The 16,471-nt window shown below is 65.9% G+C and carries 10 protein-coding genes and 5 pseudogenes; 11 read left to right on the forward strand and 4 right to left on the reverse strand.

Translation table 11 applies throughout. The features are described 5' to 3' along the window. Positions 1-138 precede the first annotated feature (138 nt). The gene (locus JL811_RS12000) at positions 139-2,073 is read left to right on the forward strand and encodes a caspase family protein (RefSeq protein ID WP_202688854.1); all 1,935 of its coding nucleotides are present in this window, start codon (positions 139-141) and stop codon (positions 2,071-2,073) included. Positions 2,074-2,248: 175 nt separating this feature from the next. Here the strand turns inward: JL811_RS12000 and JL811_RS12005 are convergent, their stop codons facing one another. From JL811_RS12005 to JL811_RS12015, 3 genes and pseudogenes are all read right to left on the reverse strand, one after another. Continuing rightward, complete coding sequence (locus tag JL811_RS12005) at positions 2,249-2,767, reverse strand: OmpA family protein (protein WP_202688855.1); 519 nt, start codon at positions 2,765-2,767, stop codon at positions 2,249-2,251. Between the two features lie 66 nt (positions 2,768-2,833). Next, positions 2,834-4,269, reverse strand: a pseudogene (locus JL811_RS12010) (cobyric acid synthase). 280 nt (positions 4,270-4,549) lie between these two features. Then, positions 4,550-4,945: pseudogene (locus JL811_RS12015) on the reverse strand (cob(I)yrinic acid a,c-diamide adenosyltransferase); the annotation flags it as partial. Here JL811_RS12015 and JL811_RS12020 point away from each other — a divergent pair. From JL811_RS12020 to cobF, 3 pseudogenes are all read left to right on the forward strand, one after another. After that, positions 4,913-6,052: pseudogene (locus JL811_RS12020) on the forward strand (cobyrinate a,c-diamide synthase); the annotation flags it as partial. The pseudogenes JL811_RS12015 and JL811_RS12020 overlap by 33 nt on opposite strands. Positions 6,053-6,158: 106 nt before the next feature. Beyond that, positions 6,159-6,515: pseudogene (locus JL811_RS19975) on the forward strand (SAM-dependent methyltransferase); the annotation flags it as partial. Between the two features lie 147 nt (positions 6,516-6,662). Beyond that, a pseudogene (gene cobF, locus JL811_RS12025) lies at positions 6,663-7,433 on the forward strand (precorrin-6A synthase (deacetylating)). Between the two features lie 148 nt (positions 7,434-7,581). On the opposite strand, the gene JL811_RS12030 reads toward cobF, so the two are convergent. After that, positions 7,582-8,853, reverse strand: a complete 1,272-nt coding sequence (locus tag JL811_RS12030; protein WP_202688857.1) for a glycerate kinase type-2 family protein — start codon at positions 8,851-8,853, stop codon at positions 7,582-7,584. A gap of 433 nt (positions 8,854-9,286) precedes the next feature. Here JL811_RS12030 and JL811_RS12035 point away from each other — a divergent pair, with 433 nt between their 5' ends. From JL811_RS12035 to JL811_RS12065, 7 genes are all read left to right on the forward strand, one after another. After that, entirely contained in the window at positions 9,287-10,177 is an 891-nt protein-coding gene (locus JL811_RS12035) for a LysR substrate-binding domain-containing protein (RefSeq protein WP_202688858.1), read from the forward strand. 108 nt (positions 10,178-10,285) lie between these two features. Then, the gene (locus JL811_RS12040; RefSeq protein ID WP_202688859.1) at positions 10,286-10,762 is read left to right on the forward strand and encodes a formate dehydrogenase subunit gamma; all 477 of its coding nucleotides are present in this window, start codon (positions 10,286-10,288) and stop codon (positions 10,760-10,762) included. Continuing rightward, on the forward strand, positions 10,759-12,276 hold the full coding sequence (locus tag JL811_RS12045; protein ID WP_202688860.1) for a formate dehydrogenase beta subunit: 1,518 nt from the start codon (positions 10,759-10,761) through the stop codon (positions 12,274-12,276). The genes JL811_RS12040 and JL811_RS12045 overlap by 4 nt, the downstream gene beginning before the upstream one ends. Further along, positions 12,273-12,479: a DUF4287 domain-containing protein gene (locus tag JL811_RS12050; RefSeq protein ID WP_202688861.1), complete on the forward strand. Its 207-nt coding sequence runs from the start codon at positions 12,273-12,275 to the stop codon at positions 12,477-12,479. The genes JL811_RS12045 and JL811_RS12050 overlap by 4 nt, the downstream gene beginning before the upstream one ends. 4 nt (positions 12,480-12,483) lie before the next feature. Further along, entirely contained in the window at positions 12,484-15,414 is a 2,931-nt protein-coding gene (gene fdhF / locus JL811_RS12055) for a formate dehydrogenase subunit alpha (protein WP_202688862.1), read from the forward strand. Between the two features lie 2 nt (positions 15,415-15,416). Further along, positions 15,417-16,241, forward strand: coding sequence for a formate dehydrogenase accessory sulfurtransferase FdhD (gene fdhD / locus JL811_RS12060; RefSeq protein WP_202688863.1), 825 nt, complete (start codon positions 15,417-15,419; stop codon positions 16,239-16,241). Then, positions 16,231-16,434 carry a formate dehydrogenase subunit delta gene (locus tag JL811_RS12065; protein ID WP_202688864.1) on the forward strand — a complete coding sequence of 68 codons (204 nt, stop codon included), beginning with the start codon at positions 16,231-16,233 and terminating at the stop codon, positions 16,432-16,434. Before fdhD ends, JL811_RS12065 begins: the two co-directional genes overlap by 11 nt. Positions 16,435-16,471 lie beyond the last annotated feature (37 nt).

Below are 16,471 nucleotides of genomic sequence, written 5' to 3' on the forward strand. Positions count from 1 at the left end.
TTCTTGCCCCTACGGTTCAAGAATCGCGCCTTACCGGCAAATATTCCCGCAATGTGTTGCCCTCACGTCATTGGGACTCGCCCCAAGAGGGCATTTCCGCTATGGTTGTGCGCATTGGACCGACAAATTGGACATGCGATGAAACGCCTTCGACTGCCCTTCGGATTGCGGGCCCGCAGCGCCTTGGCTGTGCCGGCCCTGACCCTTGTTTTTCTGTCCGCCGGACTTTCGGCAGCCGAGGCGCAGCGCCTTGCGCTGGTGGTCGGCAATTCGGATTATAGCGGTGTTTCGCCTTTGAAAAACGCCTCCCGCGATGCGCGGGACGTGGCTGATTCGCTGACCCGTCTGGGGTTTGAGGTGACGCTGCTGACCGATGTGCAGACCGCCGATTTCTGGGATCGGGTGGATGCGTTCAGCAAGGCCGCCGAAACCGCCGAAAGCGCTGTCTTCTTCTATTCCGGCCATGCCTTCCAGATGAATGGCGCGAATTATCTTGTGCCGGTTGACGCGAAATTGTCCAGCCGCGATGCGATCCGTGACGAGACGTGGAATCTGGACGGAATCATTGCCCGGCTGCAGGACCGCAAGCGCCAGACGCTGATTTTCCTGGATGCCTGCCGCAACGATCCCCTGCCGCAAGCGGTGCGCGGCTCGGGTGCTGCGGATGGTCTGGCACGGCTGCAGACCGGTGTGGGCACGTTCGTCGCCTTTGCGACCGAACCGGGTGCGGTCACCTATGACGGGGCGGGCGATGCGCCCAACAGCCCCTTCACCACCGCCCTTCTGGAACATATCGAAACGCCCGGCATTTCGGTTTCCGACATGATGATCCGGGTCCGCAATGAGGTTGAGGAACGCACCCTGCGCCGTCAGACGCCCTGGGACCAGTCCTCACTGCGCGAACAGTTCTATTTCAAACCTTCCGTCGAGACACGGCAGGAGCTGAGCGAGGCGGATTTCGAGCTTCTGGCGCAGCTTCCGACCGAGGACCGCCGCAAGTTTCTGGACCTGCTGCGCGCCTCGGGCTTTTCCGAGGAAAGCCTGCGCGCGGCGGATGTCGCGATCGAGGTGGCAAGTCTCAATCTGGAAATCGCGGCCTCGGATGGCGGCGTTTCCATCGGATCCGGGGAAGGTGAGGCTTCGGCCAGCAGTTCCGAGGTGACGCTGACCGATTCGGCCGGCACAGAAATCGCCGCAGCCCCTGCCCCGGAACCCGAGCCGGAGTTTGAATTCGAGATCGTCGAGGGTGGCGTGACCATCGGGGACGCCCCTGCAGCACCCGATGCGCCGTTTGCACTGGCCGAGGCCGACCCGGCGCCAGCAGGCGAACCGGCAGCGACCGGAGAATTGGCCGTTGCCGCGCTGGACCCGGCGGTAACGCCGCCGTCCGCGCCCGACAGCGGGGCCAGTGCCCCGTCCAACCGCGTCGGCGCCATTGAGGATACGCCGATCGACCTGCTGCCGCAGCCCGATGTCACCCTCGCCATGGCCAACCCGGATGAGCAACCGCCGATCCGTCTGGCCGCCCTGACCTGGGAAACGCGCGGCATCATCGGGATCAATGCCCTGACGGTCGACCGGCTGCGCGTCGCCGGAAATGAGGTGACCCCCGACAATGAGGCCAATCGCGACCTGCTGGCCCGGATCGACCCGCGGCTGCTGAACCCGGCCGAGGAACAGGCCGCTCAAAGCCCTGCCGATGCGCGGGAACTGGCGCGCATGGCCCAGACCGAACTGCGCCGCCTTGGCTGCTATCATATGGGGATCGACGGGGCATGGGGTCCGGGATCGCGCACCGCGCTGACCAGTTATTACCTTGCCAAACGCAGCGTGCCCGACACGCTGGAACCCACGGACGAGCTGATCGAGGCGCTGAAGGGCGAGACCAAGGTCGTCTGTGAGGTCCGCGTCGCCAAGGCGGTCGTCAAAGGCAAGACCAAGGCGATCCTGCCCGTCAAGGCCGAAGTGCGCGACACCCGCCGTGTGAACAAGCAGACCGGCCGCGTGGTCGTCACCCAGACCGAGCGTAAATCGAATATCAAGAAGGGCCTGCTGAACCCCGGATCTTTCTAAGGGTTCGTTCTGGAAGGGGCTGCAAAGAAGCCGCAGGACAATCGCAATGTCCCGCGGCCTTTTGTTCCGCCGCTTCCCCTTGCGGTCACGGTGAAGACGAGATGATCCTCAGAACAGAAAAAGCGCCCGGCTTCGGGGCGCTTTTTTTATCCAGTTTGTGGCGGTAATATAGCCGTCAGCGCAGATCTACACGCAACTCTACGCGGCGGTTCTCGGGATCAAACTCATCGCCGGTGCGCGGCTGCGTCTTGCCCAGTCCGACCGCCGTCAGACGTTCCGGCGCCACCCCCAGATCAGCAAGGAAATCACGCACCGCCCTGGCCCGTGCCTCGGACAGGTCAAGATTGTAGTCATCGGTGCCGATTGCATCGGTATGGCCCTCGACCACGAACCGCGCGATCTCAAGCCGTTCATCCTGCATCATCTGCGCAAAGACCCCAAGGCTTTGCTGCGCCTCGGGCGTCAATTGTGCCGAATCAAGTTCAAACGTCACCAGCATGTCCAACCCCATCGGAGCAGCCGGTTGCTCACATTCCTGGGGCGTGCCGATGCAGATGCCCCTTGTGGCGCCCATATCGATGGAATTGATGAAGAATTCAACGAGTTCATCGGTCGTGTACTGGTCCTGAGCCATCACGCCAACGGGCGCGGCAAGGCTGGCGGCAAGGATCGAAGACAACAGAACAGGGCGCATGAAATTCTCCTTATCAATGCTGGTGATCATAGCCGGAAAGGCACTTCCGGTCAATGAAAGCAGAACCTATCGCGCCAACGCCAGCAGCCCCGAAACATCAAGATGCGCCTCAGGATGCCGGGCCAGCCGGTCCAGCACCGCATCGACCTCGGCCCCGTAATCCAGAGCTTATCCGCTGCCGCCCAGTCCTGCAGAAAGGCCCGGCGAAATGCGTCCGAGCCGAAAATGCCACGCAGGTAGCTGCCCATCACCCGCCCGTCTGTGGAAACCGCGCCTTCGGGCTGCCCGGTCACCATGGCAAAGGGCCGTGCGCGGCCCGGCCCGCTGCTGCGGCCGATATGGATCTCATAGCCCTGCATATCGGTGCCGCTGGCCAGATGCCGGGCGCGCACCCGCTCCAGCCGCTTGTCGGGCGTCATTTCGGTCTCGATCTCCGGCATCCCCAGACCCGCCACCGTGCCGGGCGGGCCCTCGATCCCGCCGGGGTCGCGGATCACGCGGCTCAGCGTCTGATAGCCGCCGCACAGCCCCAGAATCGCGCGCCCCCGCCGGTGATGCGCCACCAGATCCACATCCCGGCCCTGCGCGCGCAGAAAGGCCAGATCACCACAGGTCGATTTTGTGCCCGGCAGGATCACCAGATCGGTATCGCCCGGCAGCGCCTCACCCGGTTGCAGAATGGTCAGGCTGACGCCGGGTTCCTGCGCCAGCGGGTCCAGATCGTCGAAATTGGCAATCCGCGACAGGCCCAGACAGACGATCCGCAACGCCCCCGTCCCGTGACGGCGCGGAAGGTCCAGCGCATCCTCGGCCGGAAGACGGGCCGCCTCGGGAAAATAGGGCAGGACACCGAAACCCTGCCAGCCGCTGCGCGCCGCAATCAGCCGATAGCCTTCATCAAACAGCGTAACATCGCCCCGGAACTTGTTGATGATGAAGCCTTTCACCATGGCAGCATCCGTAGGGCCCAGCACCGCCTGCGTGCCGATCACCTGCGCGATCACGCCGCCCCGGTCGATATCCCCCACCAGCACCATCGGCACCGACGCCGCCCGGGCAAAGCCCATATTCGCGACATCCCGCGCCCGCAGATTGACCTCGGCAGGGCTGCCCGCGCCTTCGACGATCACCAGATCCGCCGCCGCCGCAAGCCGGTGGAAACTGTCCGGAACCGGCGCCATCAGTCCGGCCTTCAATGCGCTTTAATCGCGCGCACGGGTCGTGGTCAGCCGCCGCGCCTGCACGATGACCTGCGCGCCGGTTTCCGATTCGGGCTTCAGCAGGACAGGATTCATATCCGTCACCGGCTCCACCCCGCAGGCCAGCGCCTGCGCCCGCCCGATCTCAACGCCATCGGCGGTGACGGCGGCATTGTTCGACATGTTCTGCGGCTTGAAGGGCAAAACCGTAAGGCCCCGATTGCGAGCGGCCCGGCACAGGCCCGCAACCAGCAGCGACTTGCCGACATTCGACCCCGCCCCCTGGATCATCAGTGCAGGCATGGCAGATCCCCGAACGCAGCGCGGCGGATGCTGCGGGAGCCTCCGGCGGAGGTATTTTCCGCCAAGATGAACGCCGCAGCAAAAGGCAGGGGGCGCCGCGCCCCCGTCCACTGGAACAAAGAGGGCGCGGCGCTTTCACCTTGGGCGGTCATCGGGACCTCTCCCTGTGCCGCAGATTCAGAATTGCCCGAACCGGTTACCATTCGGTTGCTTTCATCATGGCCCAAATACCTCGGGGGTGAGCGCGCCAGCGCGAGGGGGCAGCGCCCCCTTGCCTGCTTCAGAACTCGACGCCCTTCCGGGCCTTGATGCCCGCGCGGAACGGATGTTTCACCAGCATCATCTCGGTCACCAGATCGGCAGCCTCGATCAGGTCGGGTTTCGCGTTGCGCCCGGTCAGCACGACATGGGTCAAGGGCGGTTTTTCGGTCGCCAGAAAAACCAGCACCTAGGCGACATCCAGATAATCATAGCGCAGCGCGATATTGATCTCATCCAGCAACACCAGCCGGATCGCCGGATCGCGGATCAGATCCTTGGCCTTTTCCCAGCCCGCCCTTGCGGCGGCGATATCGCGTTCGCGGTCTTGGGTTTCCCGGGTAAAGCCCACTCCCATCGCGTGAAACTGGCACAGATGCGGGAAATGCGTCTCGATCAGGCGCCGTTCGCCGGTGTCCTGATCCAGAGCTCGGGCCTTGCCTTGCCGAAACCGCTGTTGAAGGCGTTTGACTGGCCCGCAATCCGCTCGCGCATCACCGTTGACGGCGTTGTGGTGCGGCCCGCCACCGCGATCCGCGCACATCTGCGGCAGGCGAGAGGCGCCGATCTGGTGATCGCCGAAGGGTCGATGGGCCTTTTCGACGGCGTGGCCCACCGGGGCGAGACCGGAAACGGCGCCAGTGCCGATATCGCGGCTCTGGCGGGCTGGCCGGTGATTCTGGTGCTGGACATCTCGGGGCAGGTGCAATCGGCGGCGGCGGTGGCGCTTGGCTTTGTACGGCTGTGCCCGGGACTGCGGCTGGCCGGGGTGATCCTGAACCGCGCCGCCTCATCCCGGCATGAGGCGCTGGCCCGGGCGGGCATGGCCGAGGCCCGGATTCCGGTGTTTGGCACCCTGCCCAAAAACGGCGATGTCACCCTGCCCGAACGGCATCTGGGCCTTGTGCAGGCCTTTGAAAGTGCCGGCCTGGCTGACCGGCTGGCCGGGCTTGCGTCCTTCGCCGAACGCCATCTGGACCTTGACGCGATCCGCGCCGCCGCCGCCCCGGACACGCCCAGGGATGAGGCTGCGCTGCCCGCAAGGCCACCCCTGCCGCCCCCCGGCCAGCGCATCGCGCTGGCGCAGGACGCGGCGTTCAGCTTTCTCTATCCGCATCAGCTGGCAGGCTGGCGCGCCGCCGGGGCAGAGATCCTGCCCTTTTCGCCGCTGGCTGACACACCCCCACCCGATGCCGCCAATTGCTGCTGGCTGCCGGGCGGCTATCCCGAGCTTCATGCCGGGGCTCTGTCCGGGGCCGCGCGTTTTCTGACGGGTCTGCGGCAGTTCGCCGATACCCGTCCCGTCCATGGTGAATGCGGCGGCTTCATGGTTCTGGGGCAAAGCCTGACCGACAAGGACGGGATCACGCATCCGATGGCCGGGCTGCTTGGGCATGCAACCTCCTATGCCAGCCGCCGGATGCATCTGGGCTATCGCGCGGCGCGGCTGTTGCAGCCGATGCCGGGGCTTGCGGCGGGACAGGTGCTGCGCGGGCATGAGTTTCACTATTCGACGCAAGGCACGCACCCGAACGGCAGTGCCGATCAGCCGCTTTCCGAAATCCGCGACGCCAATGACAGCCCCCTGCCCGAGGGTGGCGGCTTTCGCCGGATGGCGGGTGGCGGATCGGTCAGCGGCAACGGAGGGCATCCCGTTGACCCGCCGCCTGACGGCGCGCCGCGTGCAATTCGTGACCGGCGCCGATGTGACCGGCGATCTGCCCGAGGGGCTGAACTGGGCGGCGCTGGCCGATCCGGAGGCGACCACAGTGGTCTATATGGGAAAGCGCACCTGCGCTGCCCTCGCCACCGCCCTGATCGCAGAGGGCCTGCCCGGCGAAACGCCCGTGCTGCTGGCCGAAGGTGTCTCGCCCCCCGGTCAGCGCCTGACGCGCGGCAGGCTGGCGGGGCTTGAGACACTGGCGGCGGACGCAGGGGAGGGTCCGGTGCTGATCCTCATCGGGCCTTTGGCCGGGGCCAACCCTTGACGCCGGGCGCGGCGCGGGCTGAAGGGTTCGGGCCTTGTGACGCCGCGCGTGCGCAACCCGGCCTCATCGGGCATCCCCGCGACGGGGGGCAGGCCCGCCCTGCCCCCTTTTTATCCCGATTTCCCTTACCGATCACCGGACCGCACCATGCCCTCCCCATTTGATCTGACGCTGATCGGCATCGGTACCGGGGATCCCGGGCATCTGACGCTGCAGGCGATCCGCGCGATCAACCGCGACGATCTGGTGCTGATCCCGCGCAAGGGGGCGGCGAAATCCGATCTGGCCGAACTGCGCCATGCGATCCTGACCGAAGTGCTGACCCGCCCCGTTCCGGTCGCCGAGTTCGACCTGCCCGAGCGCGACCCCGCCATCCCGGATTACCGCAGGCGGGTCGAGGCCTAGCATGACACGATTGCCGAAGTCTGGGCCAGCACCATCGCGGCCCGCCTGCCAGAGGCCGCCCGTGCGCACGCCCCGGCCCGCGTTGCCCTGCTGGTCTGGGGGGATCCGTCGCTTTACGACAGCACGCTGCGCATCGCGGCCCGGCTGTCACCCGCGCCCGCAATCACCGTCATTCCGGGCCTGACCTCGCTGCAGATCCTGACTGCCGCGCATCGGATCCCACTCCATGATCTGGCGGGCGCGGTCACGATCACCACGGGCCGCAACCTGCGCGATCACGGCTGGCCCGCCGGATCAAGCCGGATTGCCGTCATGCTGGATGGCGGTTGCGCCTTTGGCGGACTGCCGCCCAAGGGGGTTCATATCTGGTGGGGCGGCTATGTCGGGATGGCGGAGGAATGCCTGATCGCAGGGCCGCTGGCCGTGGCCGCCGCGCGGATCATCGAAACCCGCGCCCGGCTGCGCGCCCGCCATGGCTGGATCATGGATATCTCTATCCTGTCGCGCGACTGACCGGCGCGCCCATCCTGCCGCCAAAGGCCAGCAGTCACAGAACGCCCGCGCGGCTTGCCCTTTCATCTTGGCGAAAATACCTAACTCCTGCAGGCAGCCCCCGGAACGCCGTCACAGTAAAGGGCACCCAAAAACCCGGCACCCGCCATCAGCGGATCAGGATAGCCCGGAAATCATTGACATTCGTGCCGGTCGGCCCCGGCACGAACAGATCACCCGAGGCCTCAAAGGCCGAATAGGCGTCATTGCCCGCCAGATCCGCCGCAGGGTCGCGCCCCGCCGCACGCAGCCGCGCGGCGGTGCCGCCATCGGCAAAGGCCCCGGCATTGTCTTCCGACCCGTCAATCCCGTCGGTATCGGCGGCAAGGGCCGTCATCGGCAGCCCCTCACCCGCCAGCGCCAGCGCCAGCAGGAATTCACTGTTGCGCCCGCCGCGTCCCATGCCGCGCCCCCGATCACGCAGCGTCACGGTGGTCTCTCCCCCCGACAGGATCACGACAGGGCGCTTGAAGGGTCGGTCGCGCAACGCCACTTCGCGCGCGATGGCGGCATGGACGCGGGCCACGTCGCGCGCCTCGCCCTCAATCGCATCCGACAGAATCACCGCCGGAACCCCCACCGCTTCGGCCTTCGCCGCCGCCGCCTCAAGCGAGATCCGGGCCGAGGCCATGACCCGCACCTCTTGCCCGGCAAAGACCGGATCATCAGGCATGGGGGCGGTGCCCTCCTCCCCCGCCAGCCAATCGGCAATCCGGGGCGGCAGGTCGATCCGCCAGCTTTGCACCAGCGCGCGCGCTTCGGCGCGCCCCTTGGCATCGGGCACGGTCGGCCCCGAGGCAACCTGCGCCGGATCATCGCCCGGCACATCCGACACCACCAGCGAGACCAGCCGCGCCGGATGGCAAGCCGCCGCCAGCCGCCCGCCCTTGATGCCGGAAACCTGCTTGCGGATCGCGTTCATGACCGAGATCGGCGCGCCAGAGGCCAGCAGGGCGCGGTTGAGTGCCGCCTCGTCCTCCAGCCCCATATCTCCGGGCGGCATGGGCAGAAGCGCGGAACCGCCGCCGCAGATCAGGGCGACGACCAGATCATCGGGCGTCAGATCCGCAACCGCCGCGAACAGGGCGCGGGCGGCCTCCATCCCCGCCGCATCGGGCACGGGATGGGCGGCCTCCATCACCCGGATGGTGCGGGTCGGGCAGCCATAGCCATGGCGCGTAACAACCACCCCGTCCAGCGGCGCGGGCCAGAGCCGTTCAAAGGCGGCGGCAAGCTGCGCCGCACCCTTGCCCGCGCCGATCACCACCGTCCGCCCCTTGGGCGGGTCGGGCAGATGGGGCCGCAAGGCGGTTTCGGGATCGGCGGCCCGGACGGCAGCATCGAAAAGCGAGGCAAGAAAAGTGCGGTCATCCTGTGTCATGGCGCGGAGATCAGCATGGATGCGCCAGACCCGCAAGGGTTGATCGGCAGGGATTTTCGGCGCGGGAAAGCCCTGATGCCTCTCACACCGATCATCATTAACCGGGCAGTAACCGAATCGCCCTAGCACTGATGGGGCCGGGTGATCCGGCCGCTGCTTGCACAGCGACCCATAAGCACCCCCCAGCCCGCCCCGCCGGATCACCCGGCGGGGCAACTGGCCTTGCCGGGCGGGATCGCGCAGGGTCGTCCAGGCGTATCGTTGCCCTCCCGACACAGCTGATGTGAGAATGATACTGTCTGCACCCTTCCCCCTGGCGGGCATCCTCCCCCGACGCATATCACGCCTCAGTTCACGACACGGATCGGCAGGGGCTATGCCTCCGATAGAAATCCCTTATCATTACTCAGGGTTCCATTCGGGAAGGGCGATCGTGCTCAACAAACTGGAAATGTTTCTGGCCCTTGCCAAAGAGGGCCATTTCGGCCGCGCCGCGACCAAGATGGGTATTGCACAGCCAACGCTTTCAACCGGGATCCGGCAGTTGGAGGATCAGCTGGGCGTGCAGCTTGTGATCCGGGGCTCGCATTACGGCGGGCTGACGCCCGAGGGACAGCGCGCCCTGCACTGGGCACGTCAGATCGTCGGCGATGCGCGGCAATTGCGCGAAGAAATGCGCCATGCGCGGGAAGGGCTTTCGGGCGCGATCCGTCTGGCGGTGATCCCGACCGCGCTGACATGGGCGGCACGTCTGACCGCGCGTTTCAGCGCGGCCCATCCGAATGTGCGCTTCACCGTGCTGTCGCGCACCTCGGTCGAGATCCTGTCGATGCTGGAAAATCTCGATATCGACGCGGGAATTTCCTATCTCGACAATGAACCCACGGGCCGGGTCAGCACCGAACCGCTTTACAATGAACGCTATATGCTGGTCTGCCGCGAGGACGCGGAGCTTGCGGGGCGCGCCTCGGTCGGCTGGGGGGATCTGGCGGGGCTGCGGCTATGCCTGCTGACCCCGGACATGCAGAACCGCCGGATCGTGAATCGTCGCTTTGCCGAGGCGGGCATCGCCCCCGAGGCACGGATCGAGGCCAATTCGACGGTGGTTCTGGTCGCCAATGTGCTGGAGGGCGGATGGGCAACGATCCTGCCCTCGGACATGGCGGCCTTTCTGACCGTCGGAAAACCCCTGCGCGCGATCCCGCTGGGGGATGCCGGGTGGAGCCATCGGGTCGGGCTGGTCGCGCCTTATCGCGAACCGCATACGCCGGTCTTGCAGGAGTTGCTGACCACGGCGCGGCGGCTTTCGGAACTGGCGGATTGATAGTCAAATCCTATCACTTGACGGAAAAGCGTTATTGATTTTACGATTGATCCGCGCCAGACCAGCCCCGACAGGACCGGAATTTTCCGGACAGGAAGGAGCAGAGCCATGCCGCAGCTTTTGGCAGAGCCAACCGAAGCGCAGATCCGGGATGTGATCGCACCTTTGCAGGGGCTGGAAGGTCCATTGCTGCCGATGCTGCATGCGCTGCAGGAGCATTGGGGATATGTGCCGCAGGCGGCGGCGCCGGTGATCTGCGCCGCGCTGAACATCTCGCGCGCCGAATTTCACGGCGTGGTCAGCTTTTACCATGATTTCCGTGAGGCCCCTGCCGGGCGGCATGTGCTGAAGATCTGCCGGGCCGAGGCCTGTCAGGCCATGGGCGGCACCGAACTGGCCGGGGTGGCGCTGGACCGGCTGGGCGTGGACTGGCATGGCACGACCGCCAATGGCGCGGTGACGGTGGAACCGGTTTATTGCCTGGGCCTGTGCGCCTGTGCGCCTGCGGCGATGATCGACGGGCGCGTGGTCGGGCGGCTGGATGCCGAGGGCATGACAAAGCTGTGCGCGGAGGCCGGGGCATGAAGATCTATGTTCCGCAGGACAGCGCCGCCAAAGCTGTGGGTGCCGATGCCGTGGCCGGGGCCATTCAGGACGAGGCCGCACGGCGCGGGCTTGAGATTACCCTGATCCGCAACGGATCGCGCGGGATGTGCTGGCTGGAACCGCTGGTCGAGATTGACAGCGGTTCGGGGCGGCAGGCCTTCGGCCCGGTGACAGTGGCCGATGTGCCTGCACTGCTGGATGGCACGCTGGCCGGTCACGGCGCGGTCGAGGAAATTCCCTTCTTCGCGCGCCAGACGCGGCTGACCTTCGCGCGTTGCGGGCTGATCGACCCGCTGGATCTGGACGATTACCGCGCCCATGGCGGGCTGGCTGGTCTAGTCCGCGCGGCGGCAATGACCGGGGCCGAGATCGTGGCCGAGGTGACCGCCAGCGGGCTGCGCGGACGTGGCGGCGCGGGCTTTCCGACCGGCATCAAGTGGAAAACCGTGCATGATGCGCCCGGGCCGCAGAAATATATCGTCTGCAATGCAGATGAAGGCGACAGCGGCACCTTTGCCGACCGCATGATCATGGAAGGCGACCCTTTCAGCCTGATCGAGGGGATGGCGATTGCCGGGCTCGGGGTCGGGGCGACCAAGGGCTATGTCTATCTGCGGTCGGAATATCCCGATGCAATCCGGATGATGGAGGCCGCCCTGCGCATCGCGCGTCAGGCCGGCATACTGGGCGCCGATGTCATGGGGTCGGGCCGCGCCTTCGACATGGAGATCCGCATGGGCGCAGGCGCCTATGTCTGTGGTGAGGAAACCAGCCTGCTGAACTCGCTGGAGGGCAAGCGCGGCGTTGTGCGGGCCAAGCCCCCCCTGCCCGCACTGGAAGGTTTCCTTGGCCGCCCGACGGTGGTGAACAATGTCATCTCGCTGGCCTCGGTGCCGGTGATCTTTGAAAAAGGGGCCGCGCATTATGCGGCCTTCGGCACGGGCCGGTCGCGCGGCACGGTGACGCTGCAGATCGCGGGCAATGTGGCGCGCGGCGGGCTCTTTGAAACCGCCTTCGGCCTCAGCCTTGGTGAGGTGGTGAACGATATCGCGGGCGGCACGGCGACGGGGCGTCCGGTCAAGGCGGTGCAGGTGGGCGGCCCGCTGGGGGCCTATATGCCGGTGTCGAAATTCGACACGGCCCTGGGATATGAGGATTTCGACGCGGCAGGCGGGTTGATCGGCCATGCCGGGCTGGTGGTCTTCGATGACCGGGCCGATATGCTGGGGATGGCGCGGTTCGCAATGGAATTCTGCGCGGTGGAATCCTGCGGCAAATGCACGCCCTGCCGCATCGGCGCGGTGCGCGGCGTGGAAACCATCGACCGGATCGCGGCAGGCGACAGCGCGGCAATCCCGGTGCTGACCGATCTGTGCGAGACCATGAAGGACGGATCGCTGTGTGCGCTTGGCGGCTTCACGCCCTTCCCGGTGATGTCAGCGCTGACGCATTTCCCGGATGATTTCGTGCGCCACAAGGAGGCCGCGGAATGAGTGACAAGGTAAAGGGCCCGGCCTCTTACTTTCCGTCCATCGAAAAGTCCTATGGGCAACCGGTCGCCCATTGGCTTGATCTGATCGCCGCGCGCTCCGATCTTAAACATATGGAACTGGTGGCCCTGCTGAAAGCCGAACACGGGCTTGGCCATGGCCATGCCAATGCGCTTGTCGCCCATGCCAAAAGCCTCAAGGAGTGACCCGATGAAGGATTTCATCATTCCGACCGATGATCGCGATCTTGGCACCCCCGCCCGCGACGGTGCCCCCGTAACCCTGTCCATCGACGGGGTCGAGGTGACGGTGCCCGGCGGCACAAGCGTGATGCGCGCGGCCGCACTGGCGGGGCTGACCATCCCGAAACTGTGCGCCACCGACAATGTCGAGGCCTTTGGCTCCTGCCGGCTTTGCGTCGTGGAAATCGAGGGGCGGCGCGGCACGCCCGCCAGCTGCACCACACCGGTCGCGCCGGGAATGGTTGTGCAGACCCAGAATGACAAACTGCGCAAGCTGCGGCGCGGGGTGATGGAACTTTACATCTCGGACCATCCGCTGGACTGCCTGACCTGTTCGGCCAATGGCGATTGCGAATTGCAGGACATGGCGGGGGCCGTGGGCCTGCGCGATGTGCGTTATTCGACCGGGGCGAACCATTATTCCGCAGCCGGAAACGGGATGCTGACGCCGCGCGATGCGCGTGCAACACGCACCGCCCCGGCGGGAGATCTGGGCAATCCGAACTATATCCCCAAGGATGAAAGCAATCCCTATTTCACCTATGACCCGGCGAAATGCATCGTCTGTTCGCGCTGCGTGCGCGCCTGCGAAGAGGTGCAGGGCACGTTCGCGCTGACGATCGAAGGGCGCGGCTTTGACAGCCGGGTATCCTTCGGCGCGAAAACCGATGATGCACTGGCCTCCGATTGCGTGTCCTGCGGCGCCTGCGTGCAGGCCTGCCCGACCGCGACGCTGCAGGAAAAATCAGTGGTCGAACTGGGCACGCCCACGCGGTCGGTCATCACGACCTGCGCCTATTGCGGGGTCGGTTGCAGCTTCAAGGCGGAACTGAACGGCGATCAGCTTGTGCGCATGGTGCCGTGGAAGCACGGCAAGGCCAATCGCGGCCATTCCTGCGTCAAGGGGCGCTTCGCCTATGGCTATGCCAGCCACAAGGACCGCATCCTGAACCCGATGATCCGCGACAGCATCGACCAGCCCTGGCGTGAGGTCAGCTGGGACGAGGCGCTGGGTTTTGCCGCCTCACGCATGCGGGGGTTGCAGGAAAAATACGGCCGCAAATCCATCGGCGTCATCACCTCCAGCCGCTGCACGAATGAAGAAACCTATTTGGTGCAGAAACTGGCCCGGGCGGTGTTCGGCAACAACAATACCGATACCTGCGCGCGGGTCTGCCATTCGCCCACGGGTTACGGGCTGGGCCAGACCTTCGGCACCTCGGCGGGAACGCAGGATTTCGACAGCGTCGAACAGTCCGATGTGATCATGGTGATCGGCGCGAACCCCCATGCGGGCCATCCGGTTTTCGCCAGCCGCATGAAAAAGCGCCTTCGCGCCGGTGCCAAGCTGATCGTGATCGACCCGCGCCGCACCGAAACGGTTGAGGGGCCGCATTACCGCGCCGCCCATCACCTTCCCCTGCGTCCGGGCACCAATGTCGCCGTGGTGACCGCCATGGCCCATGTGATCGTGACCGAAGGGCTGATGAATGAGTCCTTCATCCGCGAACGCTGTGACTGGGACGAGTTCCAGCATTATGCCGAATTCGTGGGCCAGCCCAAGAACAGCCCCGAGGCGACCGAGATGCTGACCGGGGTTCCGGCGGCGGATCTGCGCGCGGCGGCGCGGCTTTATGCGACGGGCGGCAATGGCGCGATCTATTACGGGCTGGGTGTGACCGAACACAGCCAGGGATCGACCACCGTCATGGGCATCGCGAACCTTGCCATGCTGACCGGCAATATCGGGCGGCAGGGCGTGGGCGTGAACCCGCTGCGCGGCCAGAACAATGTGCAGGGTGCCTGCGACATGGGGTCCTTCCCGCATGAACTGCCCGGATATCGTCATGTGAAGGGTGCCGAGGTGCGTGCGGTGTTCGAAAGCCTTTGGGGGGTGGAGCTTGACCCCGAGCCGGGCCTGCGCATCCCCAACATGCTGGATGCCGCCGTTTCGGGCAACTTCAAGGGGCTGTACTGTCAGGGGGAGGATATCCTGCAATCGGACCCCGACACCAAACATGTCGCGGCGGGTCTGGCGGCGATGGAATGCGTGATCGTGCATGATCTCTTTCTGAACGAGACCGCGAATTACGCCCATGTCTTCCTGCCGGGATCGACCTTCCTTGAAAAGGACGGCACCTTCACCAATGCCGAACGCCGCATCAACCGCGTGCGCCGGGTGATGGCGCCCCGCAACGGCTATGAGGACTGGGAGATCACCCAGTTGCTGGCCCGCGCGATGGGGGCCAACTGGGGCTATACCCATCCTGCCCAGATCATGGATGAAATCGCGGCCACGACCCCCAGTTTCGCGGGCGTCGATTACGCGATGCTTGAGGAAAAAGGCTCGGTCCAGTGGCCCTGCAACGAGAAATCACCCGAAGGCACGCCCTTGATGCATGTCGACGGTTTCGTGCGCGGCAAGGGGCGGTTCATCGTCACCGAATATGTCGCGACCGATGAACGCAGCGGCCCGCGCTATCCGCTGCTGCTGACGACGGGGCGGATCCTGTCGCAATACAATGTCGGCGCGCAGACCCGGCGGACGGCGAATGTGGTCTGGCACGATCAGGACGTGCTGGAGGTCCATCCCCATGACGCCGAACAGCGCGGCATCAATGAAGGCGACTGGGTGAAACTGGCCTCGCGGTCCGGTGAGACGACGCTGCGCGCGACGATCACCGACAAGGTCAGCCCCGGTGTGGTCTATACGACCTTCCACCACCCGACGACGCAGGCCAATGTCATCACTACCGATTTTTCGGACTGGGCAACGAACTGCCCGGAATACAAGGTGACGGCGGTGCAGGTCAGCCCTTCGAACGGTCCCAGCGAATGGCAGGAGGATTACGCCGCACAGGCAGCCCTGGCGCGCCGCATCCTGCCCGCTGCGGAATGACGATGCAGCGCCCGCCGCTTTACACCTCGGTGCCGGGCCGGGCGGTCCGGCCCGAGGGCGGCGGCGCGATCCATCGCGCCCTGCCCGCCGAGGTGGCGGTGGCGCTGGTCTTTGACGGCTCCACCCAGGCCGTGATGATGGCAACGCCGGGCGATATCCGCGATTTCGTCACCGGTTTTGCGCTGTCCGAAGGCATCATCGCCAGCCCGGATGAGATCGAGAGTTTCGAGGAGGTCGCGCAACCGGGCGGGATCGAGGCGCGGGTCTGGCTGCGCGGTGACCGGGGCGCTGACCTGACCGCGCGGCGGCGCGCCATGACCGGGCCGGTCGGCTGCGGGCTGTGCGGCATCGACAGTCTGGCCGAGGCGAACCGCCCCCTGCCCGTCCTGCCCGAAACCGGTCTGCGGCTGTCTGCCAGCGATATCCTGCGCGCAGGTGCGGATCTGCGGCAGCATCAACCACTGCATGCCCGCACCCGCGCAACCCATGCGGCCGCCTTCCTGCGCCCCAATGAAGGGATAGTTCTGCTGCGCGAGGATGTCGGCCGCCACAATGCGCTGGACAAATTGCTGGGCGCGCTGGCCCTTGCCGGAACCGATCCCGGCACGGGCGCGATTTACATGACCAGCCGGTTGTCGATGGAACTGGTGCAGAAGGCCGCGATTGCGGGCTGCCCGGTGCTGATCGCCGTTTCGGCCCCGACCGCCCATGCCCTGCAACTGGCCGAGGCCACGGGCATGACCCTTGCCGCCTTCGCGCGGGAGGATGGGTTTGACCTATACTCCCGCCCCGACCGTATATTGACCGAGGTTTCCGATGTCGCCTGACAAACTTGTCCGCATGGCCAATCAGATCGCCACCTTCTTTCGCAGCCAGCCCGGAACCGATCAGGCGGACCGCGTGGCCGCCCATCTGCGCGATTTCTGGGATCCGTCGATGCGCGCGGCCCTTGCCGCCCATCTGGCGAAGGGCGGCGAAGGTCTGGATGATCTGGCGCGTGAGGCAGCGCAGAAGGTCTGACGCGGATCTGCGCCCCCGGTCGGTCGGCCCCCGCCGT

It is taken from the genome of Szabonella alba (assembly GCF_016765775.1).
GTDB classification, from domain to species: domain Bacteria; phylum Pseudomonadota; class Alphaproteobacteria; order Rhodobacterales; family Rhodobacteraceae; genus Szabonella; species Szabonella alba.

What these genes read in the sequence shown, in the direction of transcription:
- JL811_RS12045 (WP_202688860.1), top strand. Translation starts at nt 10,759, where the DNA reads ATGAAGATCTATGTTCCGCAGGACAGCGCCGCCAAAGCTGTGGGTGCC.
- fdhF (WP_202688862.1), top strand. Translation starts at nt 12,484, where the DNA reads ATGAAGGATTTCATCATTCCGACCGATGATCGCGATCTTGGCACCCCC.
- JL811_RS12040 (WP_202688859.1), top strand. Translation starts at nt 10,286, where the DNA reads ATGCCGCAGCTTTTGGCAGAGCCAACCGAAGCGCAGATCCGGGATGTG.
- JL811_RS12000 (WP_202688854.1), top strand. Translation starts at nt 139, where the DNA reads ATGAAACGCCTTCGACTGCCCTTCGGATTGCGGGCCCGCAGCGCCTTG.
- JL811_RS12030 (WP_202688857.1), bottom strand. Translation starts at nt 8,853, where the DNA reads ATGACACAGGATGACCGCACTTTTCTTGCCTCGCTTTTCGATGCTGCC.
- JL811_RS12050 (WP_202688861.1), top strand. Translation starts at nt 12,273, where the DNA reads ATGAGTGACAAGGTAAAGGGCCCGGCCTCTTACTTTCCGTCCATCGAA.
- fdhD (WP_202688863.1), top strand. Translation starts at nt 15,417, where the DNA reads ATGCAGCGCCCGCCGCTTTACACCTCGGTGCCGGGCCGGGCGGTCCGG.
- JL811_RS12005 (WP_202688855.1), bottom strand. Translation starts at nt 2,767, where the DNA reads ATGCGCCCTGTTCTGTTGTCTTCGATCCTTGCCGCCAGCCTTGCCGCG.
- JL811_RS12065 (WP_202688864.1), top strand. Translation starts at nt 16,231, where the DNA reads ATGTCGCCTGACAAACTTGTCCGCATGGCCAATCAGATCGCCACCTTC.